Raw genomic sequence first — 23239 nt, forward strand, 5'->3', positions numbered from 1 at the left:
GGAACTTAACCATGGGCCTGAAACCTGCCTTGTTGTCCGCCAGCCTGTTGCTGGGCGCTAACGCGTGGGGCATGGATGAGTGCCAGTTGAACCTGAGCGAAACCGCCGTGGATTTCGGCCTCGTAAACCGGGCGGTGTCGCCGGTAGCCGTGGCCGAGCACCTGTTGGGCGAACGGCGCCTGAGCCTGACGCTGAACTGCCCCACGCCCACTGACTTGAGCCTGTTCTATCGCGGGCTGGCAGCCGGCACCGAGCGCTTCCAATTCACCCGCCGTGGCAGCTACAGCCTGCGGGCGAGCGACGCACTGCTCGACGGCCAGCCCGTGGAGTTGGGCCTGGTGCCCGGCAGTGGCCAGCCGCCGGTGAGCAGCGCCGCAGCCCTGCGCTGGCGTCCTGAACACGGCATCGTGCCGATGCGTGCCGGCGTGCCGGTCAGCGGGCGCAGCTTGTCGTTACAACTGGAGGTCAGCGCCTGGGCCAGTCAAGACGCCCTGCGCGTCAGCGATACCGTCACCTGGGACACCAGCGGCGTCGTCGATGCCCTCCACACGGGACGCTCGCGGGAGTTGCGCCTGCAAGCCCGCTTCGCCCCTGCGGCCTGTACGCCGAGCCTGTCCAACGGCGGCACGGTGGCCTTCGGCAAGTTATCGGTGATGGACTTGAGCGTCGACAAAGAGACGGCCCTGCCCGCACGACCACTGGTGGTCAGCGTGGCTTGCGACGCACCGACCGCGTTCAGCCTGCGCCTGCAGGACAACCGCCAAGGCTCGGCCACCGGCCCGGGAGACGACAGCACCTACGGCCTGGGGCTCGACGCCCAACAACAAAAAATCGGCCGTTACCGGTTGGTCTTCGACCCTGCGCGCACCACCGCCGACAGTTTCCCCGGGCTCTACCGAACCGACTCCCCCACCGGCACCGCGCCCTGGAGCAGCGCGAGCGCCAACCCGCTGGCGATTGGCGCCAGCCGTTTCCTGGGGTTCAGCACCAGCGTCGGCAACACCAGCGGCCCCGTGCCGATTCAACAACTCAGCGCCACCACGAGCCTGGAAGCGGTGATCGCACCGCTGGGCACGCTGGACCTGGGCAGCGAAGTGCGCCTCGACGGCGCCGCCACCCTCGAACTCAACTACCTCTAGGAGCCTTCCCATGAAACACCTTCTGATTGCCTTGACGTTGTTGTCGGGCACTGCGCACGCCGCCTCCACCGTTGACCTGGCCGTCACCGGCCTGATCACGCCCATGGCCTGCACGCCGCTGCTGTCCGGCGGCGGGCTGGTGGACTTCGGCAAGATCTCGCGCAATGACCTCAACCTCACCAACGGCACCCGCCTGCCCCACAAGTACCTGACCCTCACCGTCAACTGCAACGCGCCCGGCCGCTTCGCCCTGCGCATGCGTGACAACCGCGACGGCACCGCCCACGTCAACAGCGAGATTTTCTACGGCCTGGGGCTGGACACCAGCGGCAACAAGATCGGGGTGTACTCGGTGAGTTTCGACCCCAAGCAAACCGTGGTCGATGACCTGGCCGTGGTGTTCGGCACCGAGTCCACCACCGGTGGCCTGGCCTGGCGCACCGCCAACCTCAACCCCATCGACGTCGGCTCGCGCAGCCTGCTCGGTTTCACCGATGTGGTCGGCAGCACTGCCGGCCCCTCGGCCATCCAGACGCTGACCAGCACCCTGAAGCTGGAAGCCACGCTCAACGCACGCCAGAACCTGGACCTCAGCGTGGAAACGCCGATGGACGGGTCGGCCACGTTGGAAGTTGTGTACCTGTAATTCGCGTTTTTTCCCAACCCTGTAGGAGCAATACCATGAGCATCACCCGTAACCTGTTGATCACCGCGCTGATGATGAGCGCAGGCCATGTGGTCGCCGCGTCCAGCGTCGACCTGAGCGTCAGAGGGACGATTACCCCGAGTGCCTGCACGCCTGCGGTGTCCAACGGCGGCGTGGCAGATTTCGGCAAAATTTCCGCCAAGGATTTGCGAGTGGATCAACCCACTTACCTGCCCAGGCAGAACATGCAAATGACGGTGACGTGCGAGGCCGCGACGCTGTTTGCCATTGCTTCAAAAGACAACCGCGAAGGCTCCGAGTCCAGCAACGATTATTACAACTTCGGCCTCGGGCTGATCAATGGCAGCGAAAAACTGGGCTACCTCACGGTCAGCATGTCGGGGCCCCAGGCGGACGGGGTTGCCGCCAGAGCTATCGGCTCAAGAGACGGCGGCACGACCTGGGAGCGTGAGAGCTCCTTTATGGATGACGGCTTGATCACCGTTGCCGAGACGAACGGGATGACCCCTTTGCCGACGCAACAACTGACGACGGACCTGCAGGTCATCGCTGTCATCGCGGCGTCCAAAAACCTGACTCTGACCGAAGAAGTACCCATTGACGGCTCGGTCACGCTGACCGTGCGTTACCTCTGACCCTTGTCGCCAATCCCCTAGACGCTGACCAGCCGCCTGAAGCTGGAAGCCACACAACGCCCGACAGAACCTGGACGCTCAGCGTGGAAACGCCGATGGGCGGGTCGGCCACGTTGGACGTTGTGTACCTGTAATTCGCGTTTTTTCCCAACCCTGTAGGAGCAATACCATAAGGATCACCCGTAACCTGTTGATCACCGCGCTAATGATGAGCGCAGGCCATGCGCTCGCCGCGTCCAGCGTCGACCTGAGCGTCAAAGGCACAATCACCCCCAGCGCCTGTACACCCACACTGGGTAACGGCGGGGTCATTGATATCGGCAAGATTTCCACAAAGGCGCTCAATGCTAACCTGCCGACTCATATTCCTACCCCCCTCATCAAACTGACCGTCACCTGCGATGCCGCGACACTGATGGCAGTCTCGGGCAAAGACAATCGGGCAGGTACCCACTTCGAAGAGGACAACCCGTACGACTTCGGCCTGGGATTGATCAATGGCACCGAAAAATTGGGCGGTATTGAGTTGCGTGTGGATAACCCCATTGCCGATGGCGTGGCGGTACGCACAATCGCGTCCGACGACGGTGGAGCCTGGTATGGGGGGCGGGTCCTTGCAACCACTACATTGATCTCGGTTGCAAACACCGGCAGCCTGGCCCCAATCCCGGTGCAAGTGCTGAGTGCCGACATGTCGTCCTATCTGAGAATTGCACCCACTAAAAATCTGACCCTTGATAAAGAGGTCGCAATCGACGGCTCCGCAACAATCACCGTGAACTACCTGTAAATCAAGGCCCTGCGACAGGGACGGCCTCGCTCTGTACGTCTACGTATCGGGCGCGGCCGGCCCCCAGCCCCGCGATGATCGCGCCCAGGCCGATCACGCCGAACACCCAGCCGGTGGCGCCCCAGCCACCGGTCCAGTCATGCAGCACACCGACTGCCAACGGGCCCAATGAGGCCAGCGTATAACCGATGCCCTGAGCCATCCCCGACAGGTTTGCCGCAACATGAGAATCGCGTGAGCGCAACACGATCAAAGTGAGCGCCAGGCTGAACGTACCGCCCTGCCCCAACCCCAACAGAATCGCCCAGCCCCACAGGCCATCAAGCGGCGCATACAGGCAGCCGAACAGGCCGCCGAGGGTGAGCAGCATCACCACGACAATGGCCAGCCGCTGGTCCTTGCCACGGGTGGCCAGCCATGGCGCCGTCAAAGCACTGAGCAGTTGCACGATGATCGAACCGGACAACAGCAAGCCGGCTTCGGTGGCACTCAGGCCACGGCTGATCAGGATCGATGGCACCCAGCCGAACACGATGTAGGCCAGGGATGATTGCAGGCCCATGTACAAGGTCACTTGCCAGGCCAGCGGGTCGCGCAGCAACCCCTTCACCTTGTAAGCCACTTGATGAGCGCCATGTTTTTGCCCCACCTGTGGCAACCAGAACAACGCCGCAACCAGCGCGGGCACGATCCAGAACCCCAGGCCGAAGGTCCAGCTGTCGCCGAAGAAGTGGCTCAGCGGCACCGTGGCCCCCGCCGCCAGCGCCGCGCCCAGGCACAGCGCCATGGTGTACACGCCGGTCATGGTGCCCGCCTGTTTGGCGAAGTCACGCTTGACGATGCCCGGCAGCAGCACGCCGATGATGCCGATACTGGCGCCGGCAATCAGGCTGCCAACGAACAGCCCGGCCTCGCCGAACGAGCTGCGCAGGATGATGCCGCCGGCCAGCGTCAGCAAAATCCCCAGCACTACCCGCTCGGCACCAAAACGCCGGGCCAGGATCGGCGCCAGTGGCGCGAACAAGCCCAGGCACATTACCGGCAAGGTGGTCAGCAGACCGGCCTTGGCCGCCGACAGGCCCAGGCTGGCCGAGACGTCATTGAGCAACGGCGACAGGCTCGACAGCGCCGGGCGCAGGTTCATCGCCACCAGGACCAGCCCCAGGATCAGCAACCAGGGGCGGCTCATGGCGGGTGGGGTGTGTTGCACCACTTCGTCGTCGGCTTCGGCGTCGATCAACAGTTCTTCGAGTTTGGTTTCAGGGTTCATTGATCAGCTGCCGGCAGAGGGATTTGGCGCGTTCCGGGTCTTGTTTTTCGACGGTTTCGAGCAAGGCGATATGCAGGTCGAACACTGCCTGGCGGCGCGGAGTGATGTTCAAGGTCTGGCGCAACTGAGCACCGACGATGGCGGAAAAGTACTGGTACAACTCGCTCAGCGCCGGGTTGTGCGCGGCGTCCACCAAGTGCTTGTGAAAGATCAGGTCGGCGCTGATGTAGGCCTCCAGGTCGCCGTGATACAACGCCGCGCTGGCGTCGAGGGCCTCGCGCAGCCTTTTGAGGTCTTCGTCGGTGCGGCGCAACGCGGCCAGGCTGATCGCCTCCACCTCCAGAATCTGCCGCGTCTCCTGCGCCTGCTCCAGCGTGCAGTGGGACAACGCGCGCATCGTGCCCAACGGGTCGGTCATCGAGCGCAGGTAACTGCCATCGCCCTGGCGGATCTCAATCAACCCGGAAAACGCCAACACACGCATGGCTTCGCGCACGGTATTGCGGCTGATGCCCAACTCGGCAGACAGCTCGGGCTCGGTGGGCAGGCGTTCGCCAATGGCCCACGTGCCCTGGCTGATGCGCAGGCGCAGCTGCTCCAGGGCCTGGTCGACCAGAGAGCGTTTGATCAAGGGGGCGATGTCTGTCATGGGTTTTAAGCTTTCGTCCAATCATAGGATGAATTTTCCTACAGCCTATTCGGAGTTGCCTACAAAGGCAACGCACTACGGTTCTTAAGCAGGAAAAGGAGCAGTATTTTCGATTGGTAAAATTACCCTCTGAGGGTAATTATTGGACTCAGGTGTCTTATGGAAAAGTACACACCTCACTACGATTTGGCGTTGGTTAAGGCTGAGGTCATTAAGTTGGGTTTCAGGGCGTTCACCGCAACTGCCCGAGAGGGAGCTCGACAGCTCGAATTGAGCCTGGACCAAATGCAACAGGTGGTCTGCGCCCTTGAGCGCCGAATGTTGTGCAAATCGATGACGACCTATGCAGACCATCGGGTATGGCAGGACGTCTACCTGATCAAGATTTACGGCACGGAGATTTACATCAAGGTCACTTACCGCCCAGGCGGTGGTCCTCCTGTAATCTCCTTCAAGGAGAAAACCCTATGAGAACCCAGCAATGCATGAGCTGCGGAACCCATGACGCAATGCAGCACTTCGAAGGTCGCACCTTCACGATCAACACGCGGGGAATGGTTCGAGATATCCCCGACATTGCAGGCTGGGAATGCGAGGTCTGCCATGAAGTTGAATTCGATCACGACGACGACAGTGCAGAGCGTTATTGCAAGGCCTCTGATCTGCTGTTGATCGACGCACGCAAAATCATCGCCGCCGAAATGAAGCGAATCCGCCGCAAACTGCATCTCACACAAAAAGACGCGGTGAGGCTCTTCACCGTCCGCGGGCACAATGCATTTTCACGCTACGAACGGGCTGAAATTTTTCCGCCGGAACCGTTGCTCACATTAATGCGCCTTCTGGATAAACACCCACACCTGCTGGCTGAAATCGAGGTCCTCAACGCGGGGAAAGACTTGAACCAACTGCTCATCGCCAGGGATGCACAGCTACTGGCGGCTCAGGCGTCCTGAAAAAAACGCAGGCAAAAATAAACCCGGCACAGGGCCGGGTTTATTTATTCACCCATCGATCAATGCAGAATCTGGCTCAAGAACAACTTGGTCCGGTCATTCTGCGGGTTGTCGAAGAAGTCATTCGGCGCCGCCTGCTCCACGATCTCGCCCTTGTCCATGAAGATCACGCGGTTGGCCACGGTGCGCGCAAAACCCATTTCGTGGGTTACGCACAACATGGTCATGCCGTCTTCGGCCAGGCCGATCATGGTGTCGAGTACTTCCTTCACCATCTCCGGGTCGAGTGCCGAGGTCGGCTCATCGAACAGCATGATTTTCGGCTTCATGCACAGTGCGCGGGCAATCGCCACACGCTGTTGCTGACCACCGGACAGCTGCCCTGGAAACTTGTGGGCCTGCTCCGGAATGCGCACGCGCTCCAGGTAGTGCATGGCGATTTCCTCGGCCTTGCGCTTGGGCATCTTGCGCACCCACATCGGCGCCAGCGTGCAGTTCTGCAGGATGGTCAGGTGCGGGAACAGGTTGAAGTGCTGGAACACCATGCCGACTTCACGGCGGATCGCTTCGATCTGCTTGAGGTCGTTGGTCAGCTCCACGCCATCGACCACGATGCGGCCCTGCTGGTGCTCTTCCAGACGGTTGAGGCAGCGGATGGTGGTGGACTTGCCCGAACCCGACGGGCCGCACAGCACGATACGCTCGCCCTGTTTGACGTTGAGGTTGATGTCTTTCAACACGTGGAACTGGCCGTACCACTTGTTGACGCCCTGCATCTGGATAATGCCTTCAGGGCCCACAGGCTTTTTGATTGCTTCGCTCATAAAAGAACTCCTAACGCTTGTGGCCTGTGTCGAGCTTGCGTTCCAGATGCATGGAATAGCGCGACATACCAAAACAGAAAATCCAGAACACCAGGGCGGCGAACACATAGCCTTCAGTGGCCATGCCCAGCCATTTCGGGTCGGCAGCCGCTTGCTTGACGCTGTTGAGCAGGTCGAACAAGCCGATGATGATCACCAGGCTCGTGTCCTTGAACAGCGCAATAAACGTGTTGACGATGCCCGGGATCACCAGCTTCAGGGCTTGCGGCAAAATCACCAGGCCCATGCTGCGCCAGTAACCCAGGCCCATCGCCGCAGCAGCTTCGTACTGCCCTTTGGGAATGGCTTGCAGACCGCCGCGCACCACTTCGGCCACGTAGGCCGACTGGAACAGGATCACACCGATCAGGGCCCGCAGCAGCTTGTCGAAGTTCATGCCCTCAGGCAGGAACAACGGCAGCATCACCGAGGACATGAACAGCACCGTGATCAACGGCACGCCGCGCCAGAATTCGATGAAGGTCACGCAGACCACTCGAATCGCCGGCATGTTGGAACGTCGCCCCAGCGCCAGCACGATGCCCAACGGCAAGGCGCCCGCGATACCGACGGTGGCGATCACCAGGGTCAGCATCAGGCCGCCCCATTGGCTGGTCGCCACGTTGGTCAGGCCGAACACACCGCCGTGCAGCAGGCAGTAGGCAATGATCGGGTACAGCACCAGGAAGCTCAGGCCGTAAATCGCCTTGTGCTGGAAGCGCGAGATGAACAACGGCGCCACGCCGACGATGGCCAGCCACACGGTCAGGTCCACGCGCCAGCGCAGGTCGCCCGGGTAGTAGCCGTACATGAACTGTCCGAAGCGCTGTTGGATAAACACCCAGCAGGCGCCTTCCTTGGTGCAGTCGGCGCGGGTGGTGCCCACCCAGTTGGCATCGATGATGGCCCAATGCAGGATCGGTGGCACCACCAGGTACACCAGGTAAATCGCCAACAAGGTCAGCAGGGTGTTGAGCCAGCTGGAGAACAGATTGGCGCGCATCCATGCCACCGGGCCGAAGACTTTGCTCGGCGGCGGCATATCAGGTTTGAAAGTATGCGTACTCATGGGTGTTTCCTCACCGCTCGATCAGCGCAATGCGCTTGTTGTACCAGTTCATCAGCAGGGAAATGCTGATGCTGATCGCCAGGTACACGCTCATGGTGATGGCAATAACTTCAATGGCCTGGCCGGTCTGGTTGAGTACCGTGCCGGCAAACAGCGAAACCATTTCCGGGTAACCGATACCGGCGGCCAGCGACGAGTTCTTCGCCAGGTTCAGGTATTGGCTGGTCAGCGGCGGAATGATCACCCGCAGGGCCTGCGGGATGATGACCTTGCGCAGCGTCGGCCCAGGGCGCAGGCCCAGGGAACGTGCAGCTTCGGTCTGGCCGTGGCTGACGGACTTGATGCCCGAACGCACGATCTCGGCGATGAACGCGGCCGTGTAGACGGTGAGCGCCAGGGTCAGTGCCAGCAGTTCGGGGATCAGTACCCAGCCACCGACAAAGTTGAACCCTTGCAGCTTCGGCATTTCCCAGTGCAGGGGGGCGCCGAAGATCAGGGCGCACAACGCCGGGATCACGATGAGCAGCGCCAGGCCCGCCCAGAACTTGTGGAACGGCACGCCGGTGGCTTCAAAGCGCTTGTTGGCCCAGCGGGCCATGAACACGATGGCCACGATGGCGACCACGATGCTCGCCACGAACGGCCAGAAACCGTCAGCGGCCAGTGCTGCCGGCATGTTCAAGCCACGGCTGCTGACAAAGAAGGTATCGCCGAAGTTGTGGCTGTTACGCGGCCCTGGCATGGTCAGGAACACCGCGAAATACCAGAACAGGATTTGCAGCAGCGGCGGGATGTTGCGGAACACTTCCACATACACCGTCGCCAGCTTGTTGATCATCCAGTTCGGCGACAGGCGCGCGACGCCGACGATGAACCCGAGGATCGTTGCCAGCACCACACCGATCACGGTCACCAGCAAGGTGTTGAGCAAACCGATCACGAACACGCGGGCGTAGCTGTCCGATTCGGTGTAGTCGATCAGGTGCTGCGCGATGCCGAAGCCGGCACTGCGCTCAAGAAAGTCGAAACCCGAGGTAATGCCCCGGTGTTGCAGGTTGGTCTGGGTATTGTTGAAGAGGTACCAGCCCAGCGAGACCACCGCCACAATCGTGATGATCTGGAAGAGCCACGCACGCACTTTGGGATCGCTGAAGCTGAGCTTCTGCTTTGGTGCGCCGATTTGATTTTGCATGAAGTGCCCCGGAAAGAATGGAACAGAACATCACCCGGCGGTTGGCCCACCGGGTGACAGAACCATCAGCGATCAGCGCACAGGTGGTGCGTATTGAATGCCGCCGTTGTTCCACAGCGCGTTCAGGCCACGGTCGATTTCCAGCGGGGTGCTCTTGCCGAGGTTTTTCTCGAAGACTTCGCCGTAGTTACCGACTTGCTTGACGATCTGTACAACCCAATCCTTTTTCAGTTTCAGGTCTTTGCCGTATTCACCGTCAGCACCGAGCAGACGTGCAACGTCCGGGTTCTTGGTGGACTTGGCTTCAGCTTCAACGTTTTTCGAAGTGATACCGGCTTCTTCAGCGTTGAGCATGGCGTAGCCAACCCAGCGCACGATGGCCAGCCACTCGTCGTCGCCGTTACGCACGACTGGGCCCAGTGGTTCTTTGGAAATGGTTTCCGGCAGAACCGAGTAGTCCTTCGGCGAAGCCAGCTTGCTGCGCTGTGCGAACAGCTGCGACTTGTCGGAGGTCAGCACGTCGCAACGACCGGATTCCAGCGACTTGGCGCTTTCATCGGAGGTGTCGAAGGTGATCGGGGTGTATTTGAGGTTGTTGGCGCGGAAGTAGTCGGAAACGTTCAGCTCAGTGGTGGTACCGGCCTGGATGCAGATGGTTGCACCGTCCAGTTCCTTGGCACTTTTCACGCCCAGCTTGTTGTTTACCAGGAAGCCAACACCGTCGTAGTAGGTGATGAAGCCTGGGAATTTCAGGCCCATGCCCGCATCGCGGGAGCTGGTCATGGTGGTGTTACGCGACAGGATGTCGACTTCGCCGGACTGAAGCGCGGTGAAACGCTCCTTGGCATTCAACTGGCTGAATTTGACCTTGGTAGCGTCGCCGAAAACGGCAGCGGCTACAGCGCGGCATACGTCAGCGTCGATCCCCAGGATCTTGCCGCTGGCATCCGGTACCGAGAAACCCGGCAGGCCGTCACTCACGCCACATTGCACAAAGCCTTTCTTCTGCACGGCGTCCAGGGTGGCGCCGGCTTGGGCGAAACCACTAACACCCAGCACGGCCGCCGCACACACGATGGCCAGGGTGGATTTCAATACCTTCATTCAAACCTCCAGTTTTGCTCTTGTTGTGTCGGAGCTCGAACCCCAGCGCACCCTTATGAGGCGATATCGACCTGTGTTGGCTTTTTTTAGGTCGAGCGGCATGAGGCTTTCGCAATAATTCCAGTTGCTATCCCACAAGCGGCAGTCACTGATAGTGTTACCGTCCTGGGTTAGTTCTGACATCGACCTACACATAGCAAGGCCCGTACCAGAGTGCTGGCTGAGTCGTTTCAGCCCATGGTCAATAGAAAAAGATTCAACCGTGCGACATTCTCTTAACAGATCAACCCGTCGCGCACCGTTCCGACGCACTCAATCGGAGCGCGCGCACATATATGGAGCAGACATGACCGAACCCTTGATTCTTCAGCCCGCCAAGCCCGCAGACGCCTGCGTAATCTGGTTGCATGGCCTGGGTGCCGATCGCTACGACTTCCTGCCGGTGGCCGAAGCCCTGCAGGAAAGCTTGCTGACTACCCGCTTCGTTTTGCCCCAGGCGCCGACCCGCCCGGTGACCATCAACGGCGGTTACGAGATGCCGAGCTGGTACGACATCAAGGCCATGAGCCCGGCCCGCTCCATCAGCCTGGAAGAGCTGGAAGTGTCGGCAAAAACCGTCACGGATTTGATCGAAGCGCAGAAGAGAACCGGAATAGACGCTTCGCGGATTTTCCTCGCCGGGTTTTCCCAAGGTGGCGCCGTGGTCTACCACACCGCATTTTTGAATTGGGAAGGCCCGTTGGGTGGCGTGATCGCCCTCTCCACCTACGCACCTACCTTCAGTGACGAGCTGGAGTTGTCCGCCAGCCAGCAACGCATTCCAACCCTGTGCCTGCACGGCCAGTACGACGACGTGGTCCAGAACGCCATGGGTCGCAGCGCCTACGAGCATTTGAAGAGCCGTGGTGTCACCGTGACATGGCAGGAATACCCAATGGGCCACGAAGTGTTACCCGAAGAGATACGCGATATAGGTGCTTGGTTGACCGCTCGCCTGGGCTGAAAACCACACATTATGTAGCCACATGACAGACGCACTACGCCGCGCCCGATTCTTGCATTACACTGGCCGGCGTACATTCCTTAACCAATTAATGAGATCACCGTGCTCGAAGCACTCAAGAAGATGTTCGGCAAAAGCGAGGCCGAGCCGCTCGCGCCTGTTCCCACTGCCCCTGCCCCCACTGCTGGCAGCCGCAATGACGGTAAACAGCCCGACCGGACTGCACCTGTCGCTCAGCCTGAAACGCCTACGGTGACACCGCCAGAGCAGGCAAAACCGGCTGAAGCCGCGCCGCCAGCGTCTAAGCCACGCCGCGAACGTGCGCCAAAACCACCGGTCAAGCCGTGGAAACTCGAAGACTTCGTCGTCGAACCCCAGGAAGGCAAGACCCGCTTCCATGATTTCAAACTCGCCCCGGAACTGATGCACGCCATCCAGGACCTGGGCTTCCCGTATTGCACGCCGATCCAGGCGCAGGTGCTGGGCTTCACCCTCGCCGGCAAAGACGCCATCGGCCGCGCCCAGACCGGCACCGGCAAGACCGCCGCGTTCCTGATCTCGATCATCACCCAGCTGCTGCAGACGCCGCCGCCGAAAGAGCGCTACATGGGTGAACCCCGCGCGCTGATCATCGCCCCGACCCGGGAGCTGGTGGTGCAGATCGCCAAGGACGCCGCCGACCTGACCAAGTACACCGGCCTCAACGTCATGACGTTCGTGGGCGGCATGGACTTCGACAAGCAGCTCAAGCACCTCGAAGCGCGCCATTGCGACATCCTGGTCGCCACCCCGGGCCGCCTGCTCGACTTCAACCAGCGCGGCGACGTGCACCTGGACATGGTCGAAGTGATGGTGCTGGACGAAGCCGACCGCATGCTCGACATGGGCTTTATCCCGCAAGTGCGCCAGATCATTCGCCAGACCCCGCCGAAATCCGAGCGCCAGACCCTGCTGTTCTCCGCCACCTTCACCGATGACGTGATGAACCTGGCCAAGCAATGGACCACTGACCCGTCCATCGTCGAGATCGAAGCGGAAAACGTGGCCAGCGAAAACGTCGAGCAACACATCTACGCCGTGGCCGGCGCCGACAAATACAAGCTGCTCTACAACCTGGTCAACGACAACGGTTGGGAGCGCGTGATGGTGTTTGCCAACCGCAAGGACGAAGTGCGTCGCATCGAAGAGCGCCTGGTGCGCGATGGTGTGAACGCCGCGCAACTGTCGGGCGATGTGCCGCAGCACAAGCGCATCAAGACGTTGGAAGGTTTTCGCGAAGGCAAGATCCGCGTGCTGGTGGCCACCGATGTGGCCGGTCGCGGCATTCACATCGACGGCATCAGCCACGTGATCAACTTCACCCTGCCGGAAGTGCCGGATGACTACGTACACCGCATCGGCCGTACCGGTCGGGCGGGCGCTGCGGGTGTGTCGATCAGCTTTGCCGGTGAAGATGACTCATACCAGTTGCCGTCGATCGAGGCGCTGCTGGGCCGCAAGATCAGTTGCGAGACGCCGCCGACGCACCTGTTGCGGGCCGTAGAGCGCAAACGCCCTTAAAGGCTGGAATGCAGTCGACCTGTAGGAGCTGGCTTGTGTGGGAGCTGGCTTGCCTGCGATGAGGGCCCCAAGATCGCCGCTGGCCTTGAGGTCGCTATCGCCGGCAAGCCGGCTCCTGCAGTGGATCGGGTTCCTGCTTAGAAATGAGGATTCCAGGAGGAACCATGAACCACGCCGACTACCTCATCATCGGCGGCGGCATTGCCGGTGCCTCGACCGGCTACTGGCTGTCACAACACGCCCGCGTCATCGTGCTGGAGCGTGAGTCAATGCCGGGCTACCACTCCACCGGCCGCTCTGCTGCACTGTATATCGCCGCCTACGGCACACCGCAGGTACGCGCCCTGACCCTGGGCAGCCGCGCCGTCTTCGACCACCCACCTACCGGTTTTACCGAGCATCCCTTGCTGACTCCCCGTGGCGAAATCATCGTCGACCTGGTGGGTGACGCCGAGGAGCTGCAGCGCCACTACCAGAGCGCCAAGGCTATGGTGCCCGCTACCCGTTTGCTGGACGCCGATGACGCCTTGGAGATGATGCCGATCCTGCGCCCGGAAAAAGTACACGGCGCGATCTACGACCCGACCGTCTGCGATATCGACACCGACGCGCTGTACCAAGGCTACTTGCGCGGTATTCGGCGCAATGGGGGCGAGATCCACACCGACAGCGAAGCACAACAGCTGCACCGCGACAGCCAAGGCCACTGGCAAGTACACACGGCGCACCACGTGTTCGCCGCGCCGGTGGTGATCAACGCCGCCGGCGCCTGGGCCGATCAGATCGGCGCCTTGGCCGGCGCACGCCCGATCGGCCTGCAACCCAAGCGCCGCAGCGCGTTTATCTTCGCCCCGCCCGGGGATGTGAATATCAACGCCTGGCCCGAGCTGGCGGCGTTGGACGGTTCGTTCTACATGAAGCCGGACGCCGGCATGTTTCTTGGCTCACCCGCCAACGCCGACCCGGTAGAACCCCACGACGTGCAGCCCGAAGAACTGGACATTGCCATGGGCATCTACCACATCGAAGAAGCCACCACCCTGACCATCCGCCGCCCGACCCGCACGTGGGCAGGGCTGCGCAGTTTTGTCAGTGACGGCGACCTGGTGTGCGGGTTTGATTCACACGTGGAAGGGTTGTTCTGGGTGGCCGCCCAAGGCGGTTACGGCATCCAGACCTCCCCGGCCATGGGGCAGGCCAGCGCGGCGCTGGTGCGAGGGGAGCCGTTGCCCGACTCACTGACCGGGCTTGGGTTGACCGAGGCGATGCTGTCGCCGGCCCGATTGAAACCCACCCTGTAGGAGCCGGCTTGCCGGCGATGAGGCCCTCTGGTTGGGCACAAGGCTCAAGGGCCCTATCGCCGGCAAGCCGGCTCCTACGGGGGTTATTTCCAGCGGTCTGCGGCCGCGTGATCGCTGCTGCGCCCTTCAACCCAGCGCGGGCCTGCGCTGGTGTTTTCTTTTTTCCAGAACGGCGCCCGGGTCTTGAGGTAATCCATCACAAATGCACAAGCATCAAACGCCGCCTGGCGATGGGCACTGGCGGCACCCACGAAGACGATAGGCTCGCCCGGCTCCAGGGCGCCAATGCGGTGCAGCACTTCCAGCTTGAGCAACGGCCAACGCTGCTCAGCTTCCACGGCGATCTTGGCCAGGGCTTTTTCGGTCATGCCGGGGTAATGCTCGAGGAACATCCCCGCCACATCGAAGCCGTCGTTGAAGTCGCGTACATAGCCGACAAAGCTCACCACCGCGCCGACGCCGACATTGGCCGCGTGCATCGCGTTGACTTCGGCACCGGGATCGAACGCCTGGGCCTGCACACGAATGGCCATGGTCAGCCTCCGGTCACGGGCGGGAAGAACGCCACTTCATCGCCGGCTTGCACGGGCTCATCGAGGCCGCACAATTCTTCGTTGCGCGCGCACATCAGGCTGGCTTCGTTGAGCACCGCAAACTCAGGGTCGCTGGCCAGGGCCTGCCGTACGGCATCGACGGTGGCAAAGTCGCCCTCCATCTCCAGCGAGTCAAACCCCACCGCCTCGGCGTAGCGTGCGAAAAACAATACGTTGATGCTCATGCCTGGTCCGCCTTGAAGTGCCCGCTTTTACCGCCAAGCTTTTCCAGCAGACGGATATTTTCGATGGTCATGCCGCGGTCTACCGCTTTGCACATGTCATAAATGGTCAGTGCGGCGACGCTGGCGGCCGTGAGGGCCTCCATCTCCACGCCGGTCTGGCCGGAGAGTTTGCAGCGTGCCAGGATGTGCACCGCGTCCACGCCGTCGGCGCTGAGTTCCACCTTGACGCCAGTCAGCATCAACGGGTGGCACAGGGGGATCAGGTCGCTGGTTTTTTTCGCTGCCTGGATCCCGGCGATGCGGGCCACGGCAAACACGTCGCCCTTGGGGTGGGCGCCGTCGACGATCATTTTCAGGGTCTCGGGCAACATGCGCACCCGCGCTTCGGCCACCGCTTCACGGAACGTCACGGCTTTGTCGGTGACGTCGACCATGTGGGCGCGACCTTGGGAATCGAGATGAGTCAGCACAGGGATACTCCTGATCAGGAGCAGCGATTGTAAACCTAACGCATAACAAATGTGGGAGCTGGCTTGCCTGCGATGCAGGCACCGCGGTGTATCAGCTACACCGTGGTGATGCTATCGCAGGCAAGCCAGCTCCCACAAAAAGCCCGGTCCCTATGGATCGGTTACAGGTGGGATTCGGCGTATTCAGCCAGGATCGAACGTGGAACCCCTTGCAGCGCAATGTGCACGCCGTTCGGGAAGTCTTTGAAGCGTTCCGTCAGGTAGGTCAGCCCGGAGCTGGTCGCGGACAGGTAAGGGGTGTCGATCTGTGCCAGGTTGCCCAGGCACACCACTTTGGAACCGGCGCCGGCACGGGTGATGATGGTTTTCATCTGGTGCGGCGTGAGGTTCTGGCATTCATCGATCAAAATCAGGCTTTGCTGGAAGCTGCGACCTCGAATGTAGTTGAGGGATTTGAACTGCAACGGCACTTTGCTGAGGATGTAGTCGACGCTGCCATGGGTGTTTTCGTCATCCATGTGCAAGGCTTCGAGGTTGTCGGTGATCGCCCCCAGCCACGGCTCCATTTTTTCCGCCTCGGTGCCGGGCAGGAAACCGATTTCCTGGTCCAGGCCCTGCACGCTGCGGGTGGCGATGATGCGGCGATAGCGCTTGGTCACCATGGTCTGCTCGATGGCAGCAGCCAGGGCGAGAATGGTTTTACCGGAACCGGCAGCACCGGTCAGGTTCACCAGGTGGATGTCCGGATCGAGCAGCGCGTACAGCGCCAGGCTCTGGTAGATATCACGCGGTTTCAGGCCCCAGGCTTCCTGGTGCAACAGGGGTTCCTGATGCAGGTCGAGGATCAGCAGCTTGTCGACCTGAATCTCTTTGATCCAGCCCACGAAGCCCTGCTCGTCGACGATGAATTCATTGATGTGCACGGCCGGCAGGTTGTCGATCAGCTGAACCTGGTGCCAGGTGCGGCCATGGTCCTGACGGGTTTCGACCTTGCTGACGCGGTCCCAGAACGAGCCGGTCATCATGTGATAACCCCGGGAGAGCATCGACACGTCGTCGACCAGTTGGTCGGTGCTGTAGTCCTCGGCAGCGATCCCACACGCTCGTGCCTTGAGGCGCATATTGATGTCTTTGGTCACCAGCACCACGCGCAGGTCCTTGTCGCGAGCGTGCAGGTCGATCAATTGGTTGATGATTTTGTTGTCGTTCAGGTTTTCCGGCAGCAGGCTGTTGGGCTCGCTGCGCTTGCTCATCAGAATCGACAGCAAGCCCTTGGGCCCGCCTTTGCCTCGCTGGATCGGCACACCGACTTCAACATCTTCGGGTGAGGCTTCACCCAAGGTCTTGTCGATCAGGCGAATGGCCTGGCGGCATTCGGCGGCCACGCTGTGGTGCCCGCTTTTGAGTTTGTCGAGCTCCTCAAGCACGATCATCGGGATGGCGACGTGGTGTTCTTCGAAGTTAAGCAGCGCGTTTGGATCGTGGATCAGTACGTTGGTATCAAGCACATAAAGGATTGGCTGGTCGGAAGAAGGGTTACGTCCATGATCATCCATACTCGGTCACCTTTGTGGGAGCCAGTCGACGCAATACCTGGGCGGTGCTGCGCCTCGATTCGACCACCGACTGCACCTGAAGTGACGTCAAGCGCAGTGCCCACATGAGGAGTCTTGGAAGACGCCACCTGTGCTGCAGGTTTCGGCGATCTGACTTCGTAATACCGCAAAAGCCATGACAGGAAAAAGCACTTTGACGCTTTTTTGAAGTTTATTTTTCAGGATGACGAATAGCACTAGCCGAGTGCCAGCGACCCCGTTAAAGTCGGAAGTCCGCCTGCATCGAAACGCCCTCTAAAATCGCCCCAGAAATGCCTCATCCCCAACAGGGCCGGGCACTTCGTCTTTTCAGCGAAACGCCTCACGGCAGTCCTGCCAACCCAGCCCGCTTTGCGCCGTTGCCTGCATCAACAAAGGCAATGCCACCCGCGCCTTGTCCTGGGTGTCGTGGAACACAATCACCCCTTTGCGCCACAGCAGCATCAACGTCAGCACGCGCTGCGCCGACTCGTCGGGCTTGAGCTTGCCCGGGTCATCCTGGGAGTCGATGTCCCACAACGCCACTTGCAGCCCCTGGGACTGGAAAAACCCCTGGCTGTCCGCCCGGCGCTGACCGTAGGGCGGGCGAAACAGCGGTACGTAGTTCTCCGGCATCAGGTTTTGCACCAGCGACGCCGTGCGGGTGATCGAACTTTGCCAGTCGACCCAATGGCTGTGGGAACGGTACTGCCAGCCCTGGATACCCACGCACTGGCCTTGGTACAAGGCCTGCACATCAGCGGCAGAACTGCGCTCCACTCGGGTCTGCAGGCTGCTGCCGAGGGCAAAGAACGTCGCGTTCATCTTCTGTTTGCGCAAGTAATCGGTAAGCCAGTCGGTGTTGCCACTGACTGGCGCCGGGCCGCCATCGAAGGTCAGCAGGAACAGGCGGTCGTTGAGTTCATCGCCATTGCGCTCATGGTCACCAAAGCGCGCGACTTCGCTGCTGATCTGCGGGAACAACGCGGCCTTGCGTAGCAATTCGTCGAGGTAGCGTTCGTGGAAATTATGGCTCGGGCCGGCCCAGCCTATATAGAAAGAGTTTTCGCTGACCTGGAACTTGCCAGCCTGCTCGCGCAGGTCGTCCATGTTCTCGACCAGGTAACAAAACGAGGCGTCCTCCTCGCAGCTCTGTTGGGCGAAGGTGTAGTTCTCCAACAAACGTTGCCACAGCTGGCGGCGCAGGTCGTCGATGGACGCCAGGTTGATGATCTTCAACCCCAGGCGCTGCTTGAGCGCGGTTTCGTCCTGGCTTTCGCTGGCCAGCAGGCTGTGGGCGAACATCAGGATTTCGGCGCGTGAGGCCACATCGAACAGCGCGGGGCTGCTGAGCTTTTCAGGCCAGGTGCCGCGGTCCAGGCTGGCCACGTCCACAGGTGCGGCCTGGGCGCCCAGGCAAAACAGGCAGGCGGACAATAAAAGCGCAATTCGCACAAAGGGTCTCCCTTTCCAGAGTCGTCGGCCACTATAGCCGATCCACCACGCCCCCTGTAGGAGCCGGCTTGCCGGCGATGAGGCCCTGGAGACTTGAAGTGATCTTGCGGACGCCATCGCCGGCAAGCCGGCTCCTACAGTTTCGATCTCTATCGTTGCCATAGGTGGAGTCGAACGCCTCAACCCCCTAGAATCCCCCCACGATTTAAGGAGACGACTTCATGCTGACGGTGATTTCACCCGCCAAGACCCTCGATTTCGAGACCGCGCCTGCGACCCAGCGCTTTACCCAGCCGCAATTTCTGGACCACTCCCAGGAACTGATCGAGCAGCTGCGCACGCTGAGCCCGGCGCAGATCAGCGAGTTGATGCACGTGTCCGACAAGATCGGCGGCCTCAACGCTGCCCGTTTCGGCAGTTGGACCCCGGCGTTCACCCCGGCCAATGCCAAGCAGGCGCTGCTGGCGTTCAAGGGCGACGTGTACACCGGCCTCAACGCCGAAACCTTCAGCGACGCCGATTTCACCTACGCCCAGGACCACCTGCGCATGCTCTCGGGCCTGTACGGCCTGCTGCGCCCCCTGGACCTGATGATGCCGTACCGCCTGGAAATGGGCACCAAGCTGCCCAACGCCCGTGGCAAGGACCTGTACGCCTTCTGGGGCACCCGTATCAGCGAGTGGCTGAACGAAGCCCTGGCCGAGCAAGGCGATGACGTGCTGCTGAACCTGGCGTCCAACGAGTACTTCTCGGCGGTCAAGCGCACGGCCCTGAACGCGCGGATCATCAACACCGAGTTCAAGGACCTGAAGAACGGCCAGTACAAGATCATCAGCTTTTACGCCAAGAAGGCCCGGGGCATGATGAGCCGCTTCGTGATCGAAGAACGCATCAACGACCCGGCCAGGCTCATGGAGTTTGACGTGCAGGGCTATCGCTTCAATGCCGAGCAGTCCAAGCCCGACAACCTGGTGTTCCTGCGCGATCACGCACCGGAATAAAGCCCTCGAAAGCACAGATGTTCGAATGTGGGAGCTGGCTTGCCTGCGATAGCGTCGGTGAATTCAACACCGCCATCGCAGGCAAGCCAGCTCCCACATTTCTTGACCGCATTTCGCCCACCGAACCGTCATCATTTTGGCGTCAAAAAATATCTTGACGCATTCCTAACGAATCTTTCACTCGACAATTCTCATTTTTTTTCGTAGTGGCACCACTTTTTTTAAACAGTAGTGGCACAAAACTATCTCCCCGCACCAACTCCCCACAACTACTGGCCCAAATAGCAAGTGCTATCACTATAGTACTAGTGCCATCTTTCCTAATATTTCAAGAAATTTCCGGAAACAGGATGAGCGGCCTGGAACTTCGCCAAAACGCACGGCTCATACCACCGGTAACGAAATTCTCTGTTTCTGTAGGAGATGACTTACATAGCGACCCAAGGAAGTAGCAAAGTTGCCCCATCAACTTTGACTCACGGGTCATATCATCAACTGAATTGAGTTGAGGGCGGCGATAAGGACTGGTTGCTATCCCCTATAGGCCAAGGCAGCGCTTACCTAAATGTGTCGGTGGTGACACCCAGGTGATTGATAATTAAGGGCTTTAAGCCTCTATCAAGCCCCTGCGGCACCGGCGTCGGGCCCTTCTCCAAGGTAGCCCGGCTGCATTTCAGGGCAAGCCCCAATAACAAGGCCAAGTTGCGCACAACTTGAGTGCAATAGTTAGTCACTCGCTATTTAACATGCCTGTACGCGGTAAGTCGGCGTCTAGTCGTCTAACTTCCGCGGCAACAGTGACGCTTGCAAACATGAACTCCGGCCATCTAATTGGCATGATTAAAATCGTCTTCAATGACAAGAGGTAAATGCGATGCGCATCAGCATATTTGGTTTGGGTTACGTTGGCGCAGTGTGTGCCGGTTGCCTGTCTGCCCGTGGCCACGAAGTGGTGGGCGTAGACATCTCCAAGGAAAAGATCGACCTGATCAATGCGGGCAAATCGCCAATCGTTGAACCGGGTCTGGGTGAACTGTTGAGCCAGGGGATCGAAACCGGTCGACTGCGCGGTACCACCAACTTCGCCGACGCCATCCGTGACACTGACCTGTCGATGATCTGTGTCGGTACGCCGAGCAAGAAAAACGGTGACCTGGAACTCGACTACATCGAAGCCGTGTGCCGCGAGATCGGTTTTGTCCTGCGTGACAAAACCACCCGCCACACCGTGGTCGTGCGCAGCACCGTGCTGCCAGGCACCGTGGCCAACGTGGTGATTCCGATCCTCGAAGACTGCTCGGGCAAAAAAGCCGGTGTCGACTTCGGCGTCGCGGTCAACCCGGAATTCCTGCGTGAGTCCACCGCCATTGCCGACTACGACTTGCCACCGATGACCGTGATCGGCGAGTTCGACAAAGCCTCCGGCGATGTCCTGCAGTCGCTCTACGAAGAACTCGATGCACCGATCATCCGCAAGGACATCGCCGTTGCCGAAATGATCAAGTACACCTGCAACGTGTGGCACGCCACCAAGGTGACCTTCGCCAACGAGATCGGCAACATCGCCAAGGCCGTCGGCGTCGATGGCCGTGAAGTGATGGAAGTGGTGTGCCAGGACAAGACCCTCAACCTGTCCCAGTACTACATGCGCCCAGGCTTCGCTTTCGGCGGTTCGTGCCTGCCCAAAGACGTGCGCGCCCTCACCTACCGTGCCGGCTCTCTGGACGTGGAAGCGCCGCTGCTCAACTCGCTGATGCGCAGCAACGAGTCCCAGGTACAGAACGCCTTCGACATCGTTTCCAGCCACGACAAACGCAAAGTCGCCCTGCTGGGCCTGAGCTTCAAGGCCGGCACCGACGACCTGCGTGAAAGCCCGCTGGTTGACCTGGCCGAAATGCTGATCGGCAAGGGCTACGACCTGAGCATCTACGACAGCAACGTCGAATACGCCCGTGTCCACGGCGCGAACAAGGACTACATCGAGGGCAAGATCCCGCACGTGTCGTCCCTGCTCAACTCGGACTTCGATGATGTGATCAACAACTCCGACGTGATCATCCTCGGCAACCGCGACGAGAAATTCCGCGCCCTGGCGCAGAACGCTCCACACGGCAAGCAAGTGATCGACCTGGTGGGCTTCATGTCCAAGGCCACCTGTGCGACCGGTCGTACCGAAGGCATTTGCTGGTAACAGCAACGGCAAGTTCCAGGCGGCAGGCGTTTCCATCCCCAGCGCCTGCCGCCTGGAACCTCCTTCACCTTCGGATGACGCTTATGTCCAAGTTAAAACATGTACTACTGCAATCCGCCGGCTGGCTGTTCTTCCTCAGCCTGCTGATGGGACTCGCCCTGCTGCTGCCGGCGAGTACGTTCGACTCGGAGTCGAAGAATTTTATTTTCCTGATTGGCGCCGTGGGTATCTGGCGCTACTCGATGGGTGCTACGCATTTCTTTCGCGGCATGCTGTTTTTGTACGTGGTCTACCCGCACCTGCGCCGCAAAGTGCGCAAACTGGGCAAGGCCGCCGACCCGTCCCATGTGTTCCTGATGGTCACCAGTTTTCGTATCGACGCGCTGACCACCGCGCAGGTCTACAGCTCGGTGATCCGCGAAGCCATCGAATGCGGTTTCCCCACCACCGTGGTGTGCTCGCTGGTGGAAATGTCCGATGAACTGCTGGTGAAAAGCCTGTGGGAACGCATGAACCCACCGGAGCACGTGAAGCTCGACTTCGTGCGCATCGCCGGTACCGGCAAGCGTGACGGCCTGGCCTTCGGTTTCCGTGCCATCTCCCGCCACCTGCCGGATGACCGCGCCGTGGTCGCCGTGATCGATGGCGACACCGTGCTCGCCGAAGGCGTCGTGCGCAAGACCGTGCCGTGGTTCCAGCTGTTCGGCAACGTCGGTGGCCTCACCACCAACGAATTCTGCGAAGTGCGTGGCGGCTACATCATGAGCGAATGGCACAAGCTGCGCTTCGCCCAACGCCACATCAACATGTGCTCCATGGCCCTGTCCAAGCGCGTGCTGACCATGACCGGTCGCATGTCGGTGTTCCGTGCCAGCGTAGTGACTGACCCGGGCTTTATCGCCGACGTGGAAAGCGACTCGCTGCAACACTGGCGCCTGGGCCGCTTCAAGTTCCTCACCGGTGACGACAAGTCCAGCTGGTTCAGCCTGATGCGCCTGGGCTACGACACCTTCTACGTACCGGACGCCGCGATCAACACCGTGGAACACCCGCCAGAAAAAAGCTTTATCAAGGCCAGCCGCAAGCTGATGTTCCGCTGGTACGGCAACAACCTGCGCCAGAACTCCCGTGCCCTGGGCCTGGGTGTTCGCCGCCTCGGCCTGTTCACCAGCATCGTGCTGTTCGACCAGCGTGTGTCGATGTGGACCTCCCTGCTCGGCCTGACCGTGGCGATCATCGCCACCTTCAAGTACGGCGGCGCGTTCATCCTCGCCTACCTGCTGTGGATCGGCATCACCCGCCTGATTCTCACCCTGCTGCTGTCGTGCTCCGGCCACAAGATCGGCCCGGCCTACCCGGTGATTCTCTATTACAACCAGATCATGGGCGCGCTGGTGAAGATCTACGTGTTCTTCCGCCTTGATCAACAGTCCTGGACCCGCCAGGACACCAAACTGACCCGCGATTTGGCCAGCTTTCAACGTTGGTTCAACACCTGGTCGTCTCGGACCATGACCTTCTCCGCCGGCAGCATTTTCGTCGCCGTGTTGCTGATGATGGTCTGACCCTGCC

The 23239-nt window shown here is 60.5% G+C and carries 23 protein-coding genes; 12 read left to right on the forward strand and 11 right to left on the reverse strand.

Annotated elements, in window-relative coordinates; translation table 11 throughout:
• The first annotated feature begins 11 nt into the window (after window positions 1-11).
• From AC07OV_RS18880 to AC07OV_RS18895, 4 genes are all read left to right on the forward strand, one after another.
• Window positions 12-1139, forward strand: a complete 1128-nt coding sequence (locus AC07OV_RS18880) for a DUF1120 domain-containing protein (RefSeq protein ID WP_495092761.1) — start codon at window positions 12-14, stop codon at window positions 1137-1139.
• Between the two features lie 10 nt (window positions 1140-1149).
• Window positions 1150-1785 carry a DUF1120 domain-containing protein gene (locus AC07OV_RS18885; protein ID WP_494997242.1) on the forward strand — a complete coding sequence of 212 codons (636 nt, stop codon included), beginning with the start codon at window positions 1150-1152 and terminating at the stop codon, window positions 1783-1785.
• A 35-nt stretch (window positions 1786-1820) separates the two neighbouring features.
• The gene (locus AC07OV_RS18890; protein ID WP_494997241.1) at window positions 1821-2441 is read left to right on the forward strand and encodes a DUF1120 domain-containing protein; all 621 of its coding nucleotides are present in this window, start codon (window positions 1821-1823) and stop codon (window positions 2439-2441) included.
• Between the two features lie 190 nt (window positions 2442-2631).
• Window positions 2632-3231: a DUF1120 domain-containing protein gene (locus tag AC07OV_RS18895; RefSeq protein ID WP_494997240.1), complete on the forward strand. Its 600-nt coding sequence runs from the start codon at window positions 2632-2634 to the stop codon at window positions 3229-3231.
• A 1-nt stretch (window position 3232) separates the two neighbouring features.
• Here the strand turns inward: AC07OV_RS18895 and AC07OV_RS18900 are convergent, their stop codons facing one another.
• Entirely contained in the window at window positions 3233-4501 is a 1269-nt protein-coding gene (locus AC07OV_RS18900) for a CynX/NimT family MFS transporter (protein ID WP_494997239.1), read from the reverse strand.
• Window positions 4491-5150, reverse strand: a complete 660-nt coding sequence (locus tag AC07OV_RS18905) for a FadR/GntR family transcriptional regulator (protein ID WP_495092762.1) — start codon at window positions 5148-5150, stop codon at window positions 4491-4493. The genes AC07OV_RS18900 and AC07OV_RS18905 overlap by 11 nt, the downstream gene beginning before the upstream one ends.
• A gap of 159 nt (window positions 5151-5309) precedes the next feature.
• On the opposite strand from AC07OV_RS18905, the gene AC07OV_RS18910 reads away from it, so the two are divergent.
• Both AC07OV_RS18910 and AC07OV_RS18915 read left to right on the forward strand, forming a co-directional pair.
• A complete protein-coding gene (locus AC07OV_RS18910; RefSeq protein ID WP_494997238.1) occupies window positions 5310-5621 on the forward strand; it encodes a type II toxin-antitoxin system MqsR family toxin in 312 nt (103 codons plus the stop codon).
• Complete coding sequence (locus AC07OV_RS18915) at window positions 5618-6106, forward strand: type II toxin-antitoxin system MqsA family antitoxin (RefSeq protein WP_176994986.1); 489 nt, start codon at window positions 5618-5620, stop codon at window positions 6104-6106. Before AC07OV_RS18910 ends, AC07OV_RS18915 begins: the two co-directional genes overlap by 4 nt.
• Before the next feature lie 59 nt (window positions 6107-6165).
• On the opposite strand, the gene AC07OV_RS18920 is transcribed toward AC07OV_RS18915, so the two are convergent.
• The 4 genes from AC07OV_RS18920 to AC07OV_RS18935 all read right to left on the reverse strand — a co-directional run bounded on the left by AC07OV_RS18920 (window position 6166) and on the right by AC07OV_RS18935 (window position 10334).
• Entirely contained in the window at window positions 6166-6930 is a 765-nt protein-coding gene (locus AC07OV_RS18920) for an amino acid ABC transporter ATP-binding protein (RefSeq protein WP_003221897.1), read from the reverse strand.
• Window positions 6931-6940: 10 nt separating this feature from the next.
• On the reverse strand, window positions 6941-8038 hold the full coding sequence (locus AC07OV_RS18925) for an amino acid ABC transporter permease (RefSeq protein WP_494997237.1): 1098 nt from the start codon (window positions 8036-8038) through the stop codon (window positions 6941-6943).
• Window positions 8039-8048: 10 nt separating this feature from the next.
• On the reverse strand, window positions 8049-9230 hold the full coding sequence (locus tag AC07OV_RS18930) for an amino acid ABC transporter permease (protein ID WP_494997236.1): 1182 nt from the start codon (window positions 9228-9230) through the stop codon (window positions 8049-8051).
• Window positions 9231-9302: 72 nt separating this feature from the next.
• Window positions 9303-10334, reverse strand: coding sequence for an amino acid ABC transporter substrate-binding protein (locus AC07OV_RS18935; protein WP_178922834.1), 1032 nt, complete (start codon window positions 10332-10334; stop codon window positions 9303-9305).
• A 346-nt stretch (window positions 10335-10680) separates the two neighbouring features.
• Between AC07OV_RS18935 and AC07OV_RS18940 the strand changes: the two genes are divergently transcribed.
• The 3 genes from AC07OV_RS18940 (at window position 10681) to AC07OV_RS18950 (ending at window position 14198) form a co-directional block, all read left to right on the forward strand.
• Window positions 10681-11337 (forward strand): alpha/beta hydrolase, encoded by a 657-nt coding sequence (locus AC07OV_RS18940; protein WP_495092763.1) that lies wholly within the window; start codon window positions 10681-10683, stop codon window positions 11335-11337.
• Window positions 11338-11433: 96 nt separating this feature from the next.
• Complete coding sequence (rhlB, locus tag AC07OV_RS18945; protein WP_495092768.1) at window positions 11434-12897, forward strand: ATP-dependent RNA helicase RhlB; 1464 nt, start codon at window positions 11434-11436, stop codon at window positions 12895-12897.
• A 164-nt stretch (window positions 12898-13061) separates the two neighbouring features.
• Entirely contained in the window at window positions 13062-14198 is a 1137-nt protein-coding gene (locus AC07OV_RS18950; protein ID WP_495092764.1) for an NAD(P)/FAD-dependent oxidoreductase, read from the forward strand.
• Between the two features lie 83 nt (window positions 14199-14281).
• Here the strand turns inward: AC07OV_RS18950 and moaE are convergent, their stop codons facing one another.
• From moaE to AC07OV_RS18975, 5 genes are all read right to left on the reverse strand, one after another.
• Complete coding sequence (gene moaE, locus AC07OV_RS18955; RefSeq protein WP_494997233.1) at window positions 14282-14731, reverse strand: molybdopterin synthase catalytic subunit MoaE; 450 nt, start codon at window positions 14729-14731, stop codon at window positions 14282-14284.
• Window positions 14732-14733: 2 nt separating this feature from the next.
• Window positions 14734-14976, reverse strand: coding sequence for a molybdopterin converting factor subunit 1 (gene moaD, locus AC07OV_RS18960; RefSeq protein WP_176994993.1), 243 nt, complete (start codon window positions 14974-14976; stop codon window positions 14734-14736).
• Window positions 14973-15446 (reverse strand): cyclic pyranopterin monophosphate synthase MoaC, encoded by a 474-nt coding sequence (moaC, locus tag AC07OV_RS18965; protein WP_176994994.1) that lies wholly within the window; start codon window positions 15444-15446, stop codon window positions 14973-14975. The genes moaD and moaC overlap by 4 nt, the downstream gene beginning before the upstream one ends.
• A gap of 161 nt (window positions 15447-15607) precedes the next feature.
• A complete protein-coding gene (locus AC07OV_RS18970) occupies window positions 15608-17002 on the reverse strand; it encodes a PhoH family protein (protein ID WP_003188745.1) in 1395 nt (464 codons plus the stop codon).
• A 348-nt stretch (window positions 17003-17350) separates the two neighbouring features.
• The gene (locus AC07OV_RS18975; RefSeq protein ID WP_494997232.1) at window positions 17351-18475 is read right to left on the reverse strand and encodes a polysaccharide deacetylase family protein; all 1125 of its coding nucleotides are present in this window, start codon (window positions 18473-18475) and stop codon (window positions 17351-17353) included.
• A gap of 221 nt (window positions 18476-18696) precedes the next feature.
• Between AC07OV_RS18975 and yaaA the strand changes: the two genes are divergently transcribed.
• From yaaA to alg8, 3 genes are all read left to right on the forward strand, one after another.
• Complete coding sequence (gene yaaA, locus AC07OV_RS18980; RefSeq protein WP_495092765.1) at window positions 18697-19476, forward strand: peroxide stress protein YaaA; 780 nt, start codon at window positions 18697-18699, stop codon at window positions 19474-19476.
• An 874-nt stretch (window positions 19477-20350) separates the two neighbouring features.
• Window positions 20351-21667 carry a nucleotide sugar dehydrogenase gene (locus AC07OV_RS18985; RefSeq protein ID WP_176994997.1) on the forward strand — a complete coding sequence of 439 codons (1317 nt, stop codon included), beginning with the start codon at window positions 20351-20353 and terminating at the stop codon, window positions 21665-21667.
• An 83-nt stretch (window positions 21668-21750) separates the two neighbouring features.
• On the forward strand, window positions 21751-23232 hold the full coding sequence (alg8, locus tag AC07OV_RS18990) for a mannuronan synthase (RefSeq protein ID WP_162276396.1): 1482 nt from the start codon (window positions 21751-21753) through the stop codon (window positions 23230-23232).
• The last annotated feature ends 7 nt before the right edge of the window (window positions 23233-23239 follow it).

The organism is Pseudomonas sp. GW821-FHT09A09, assembly GCF_059418405.1.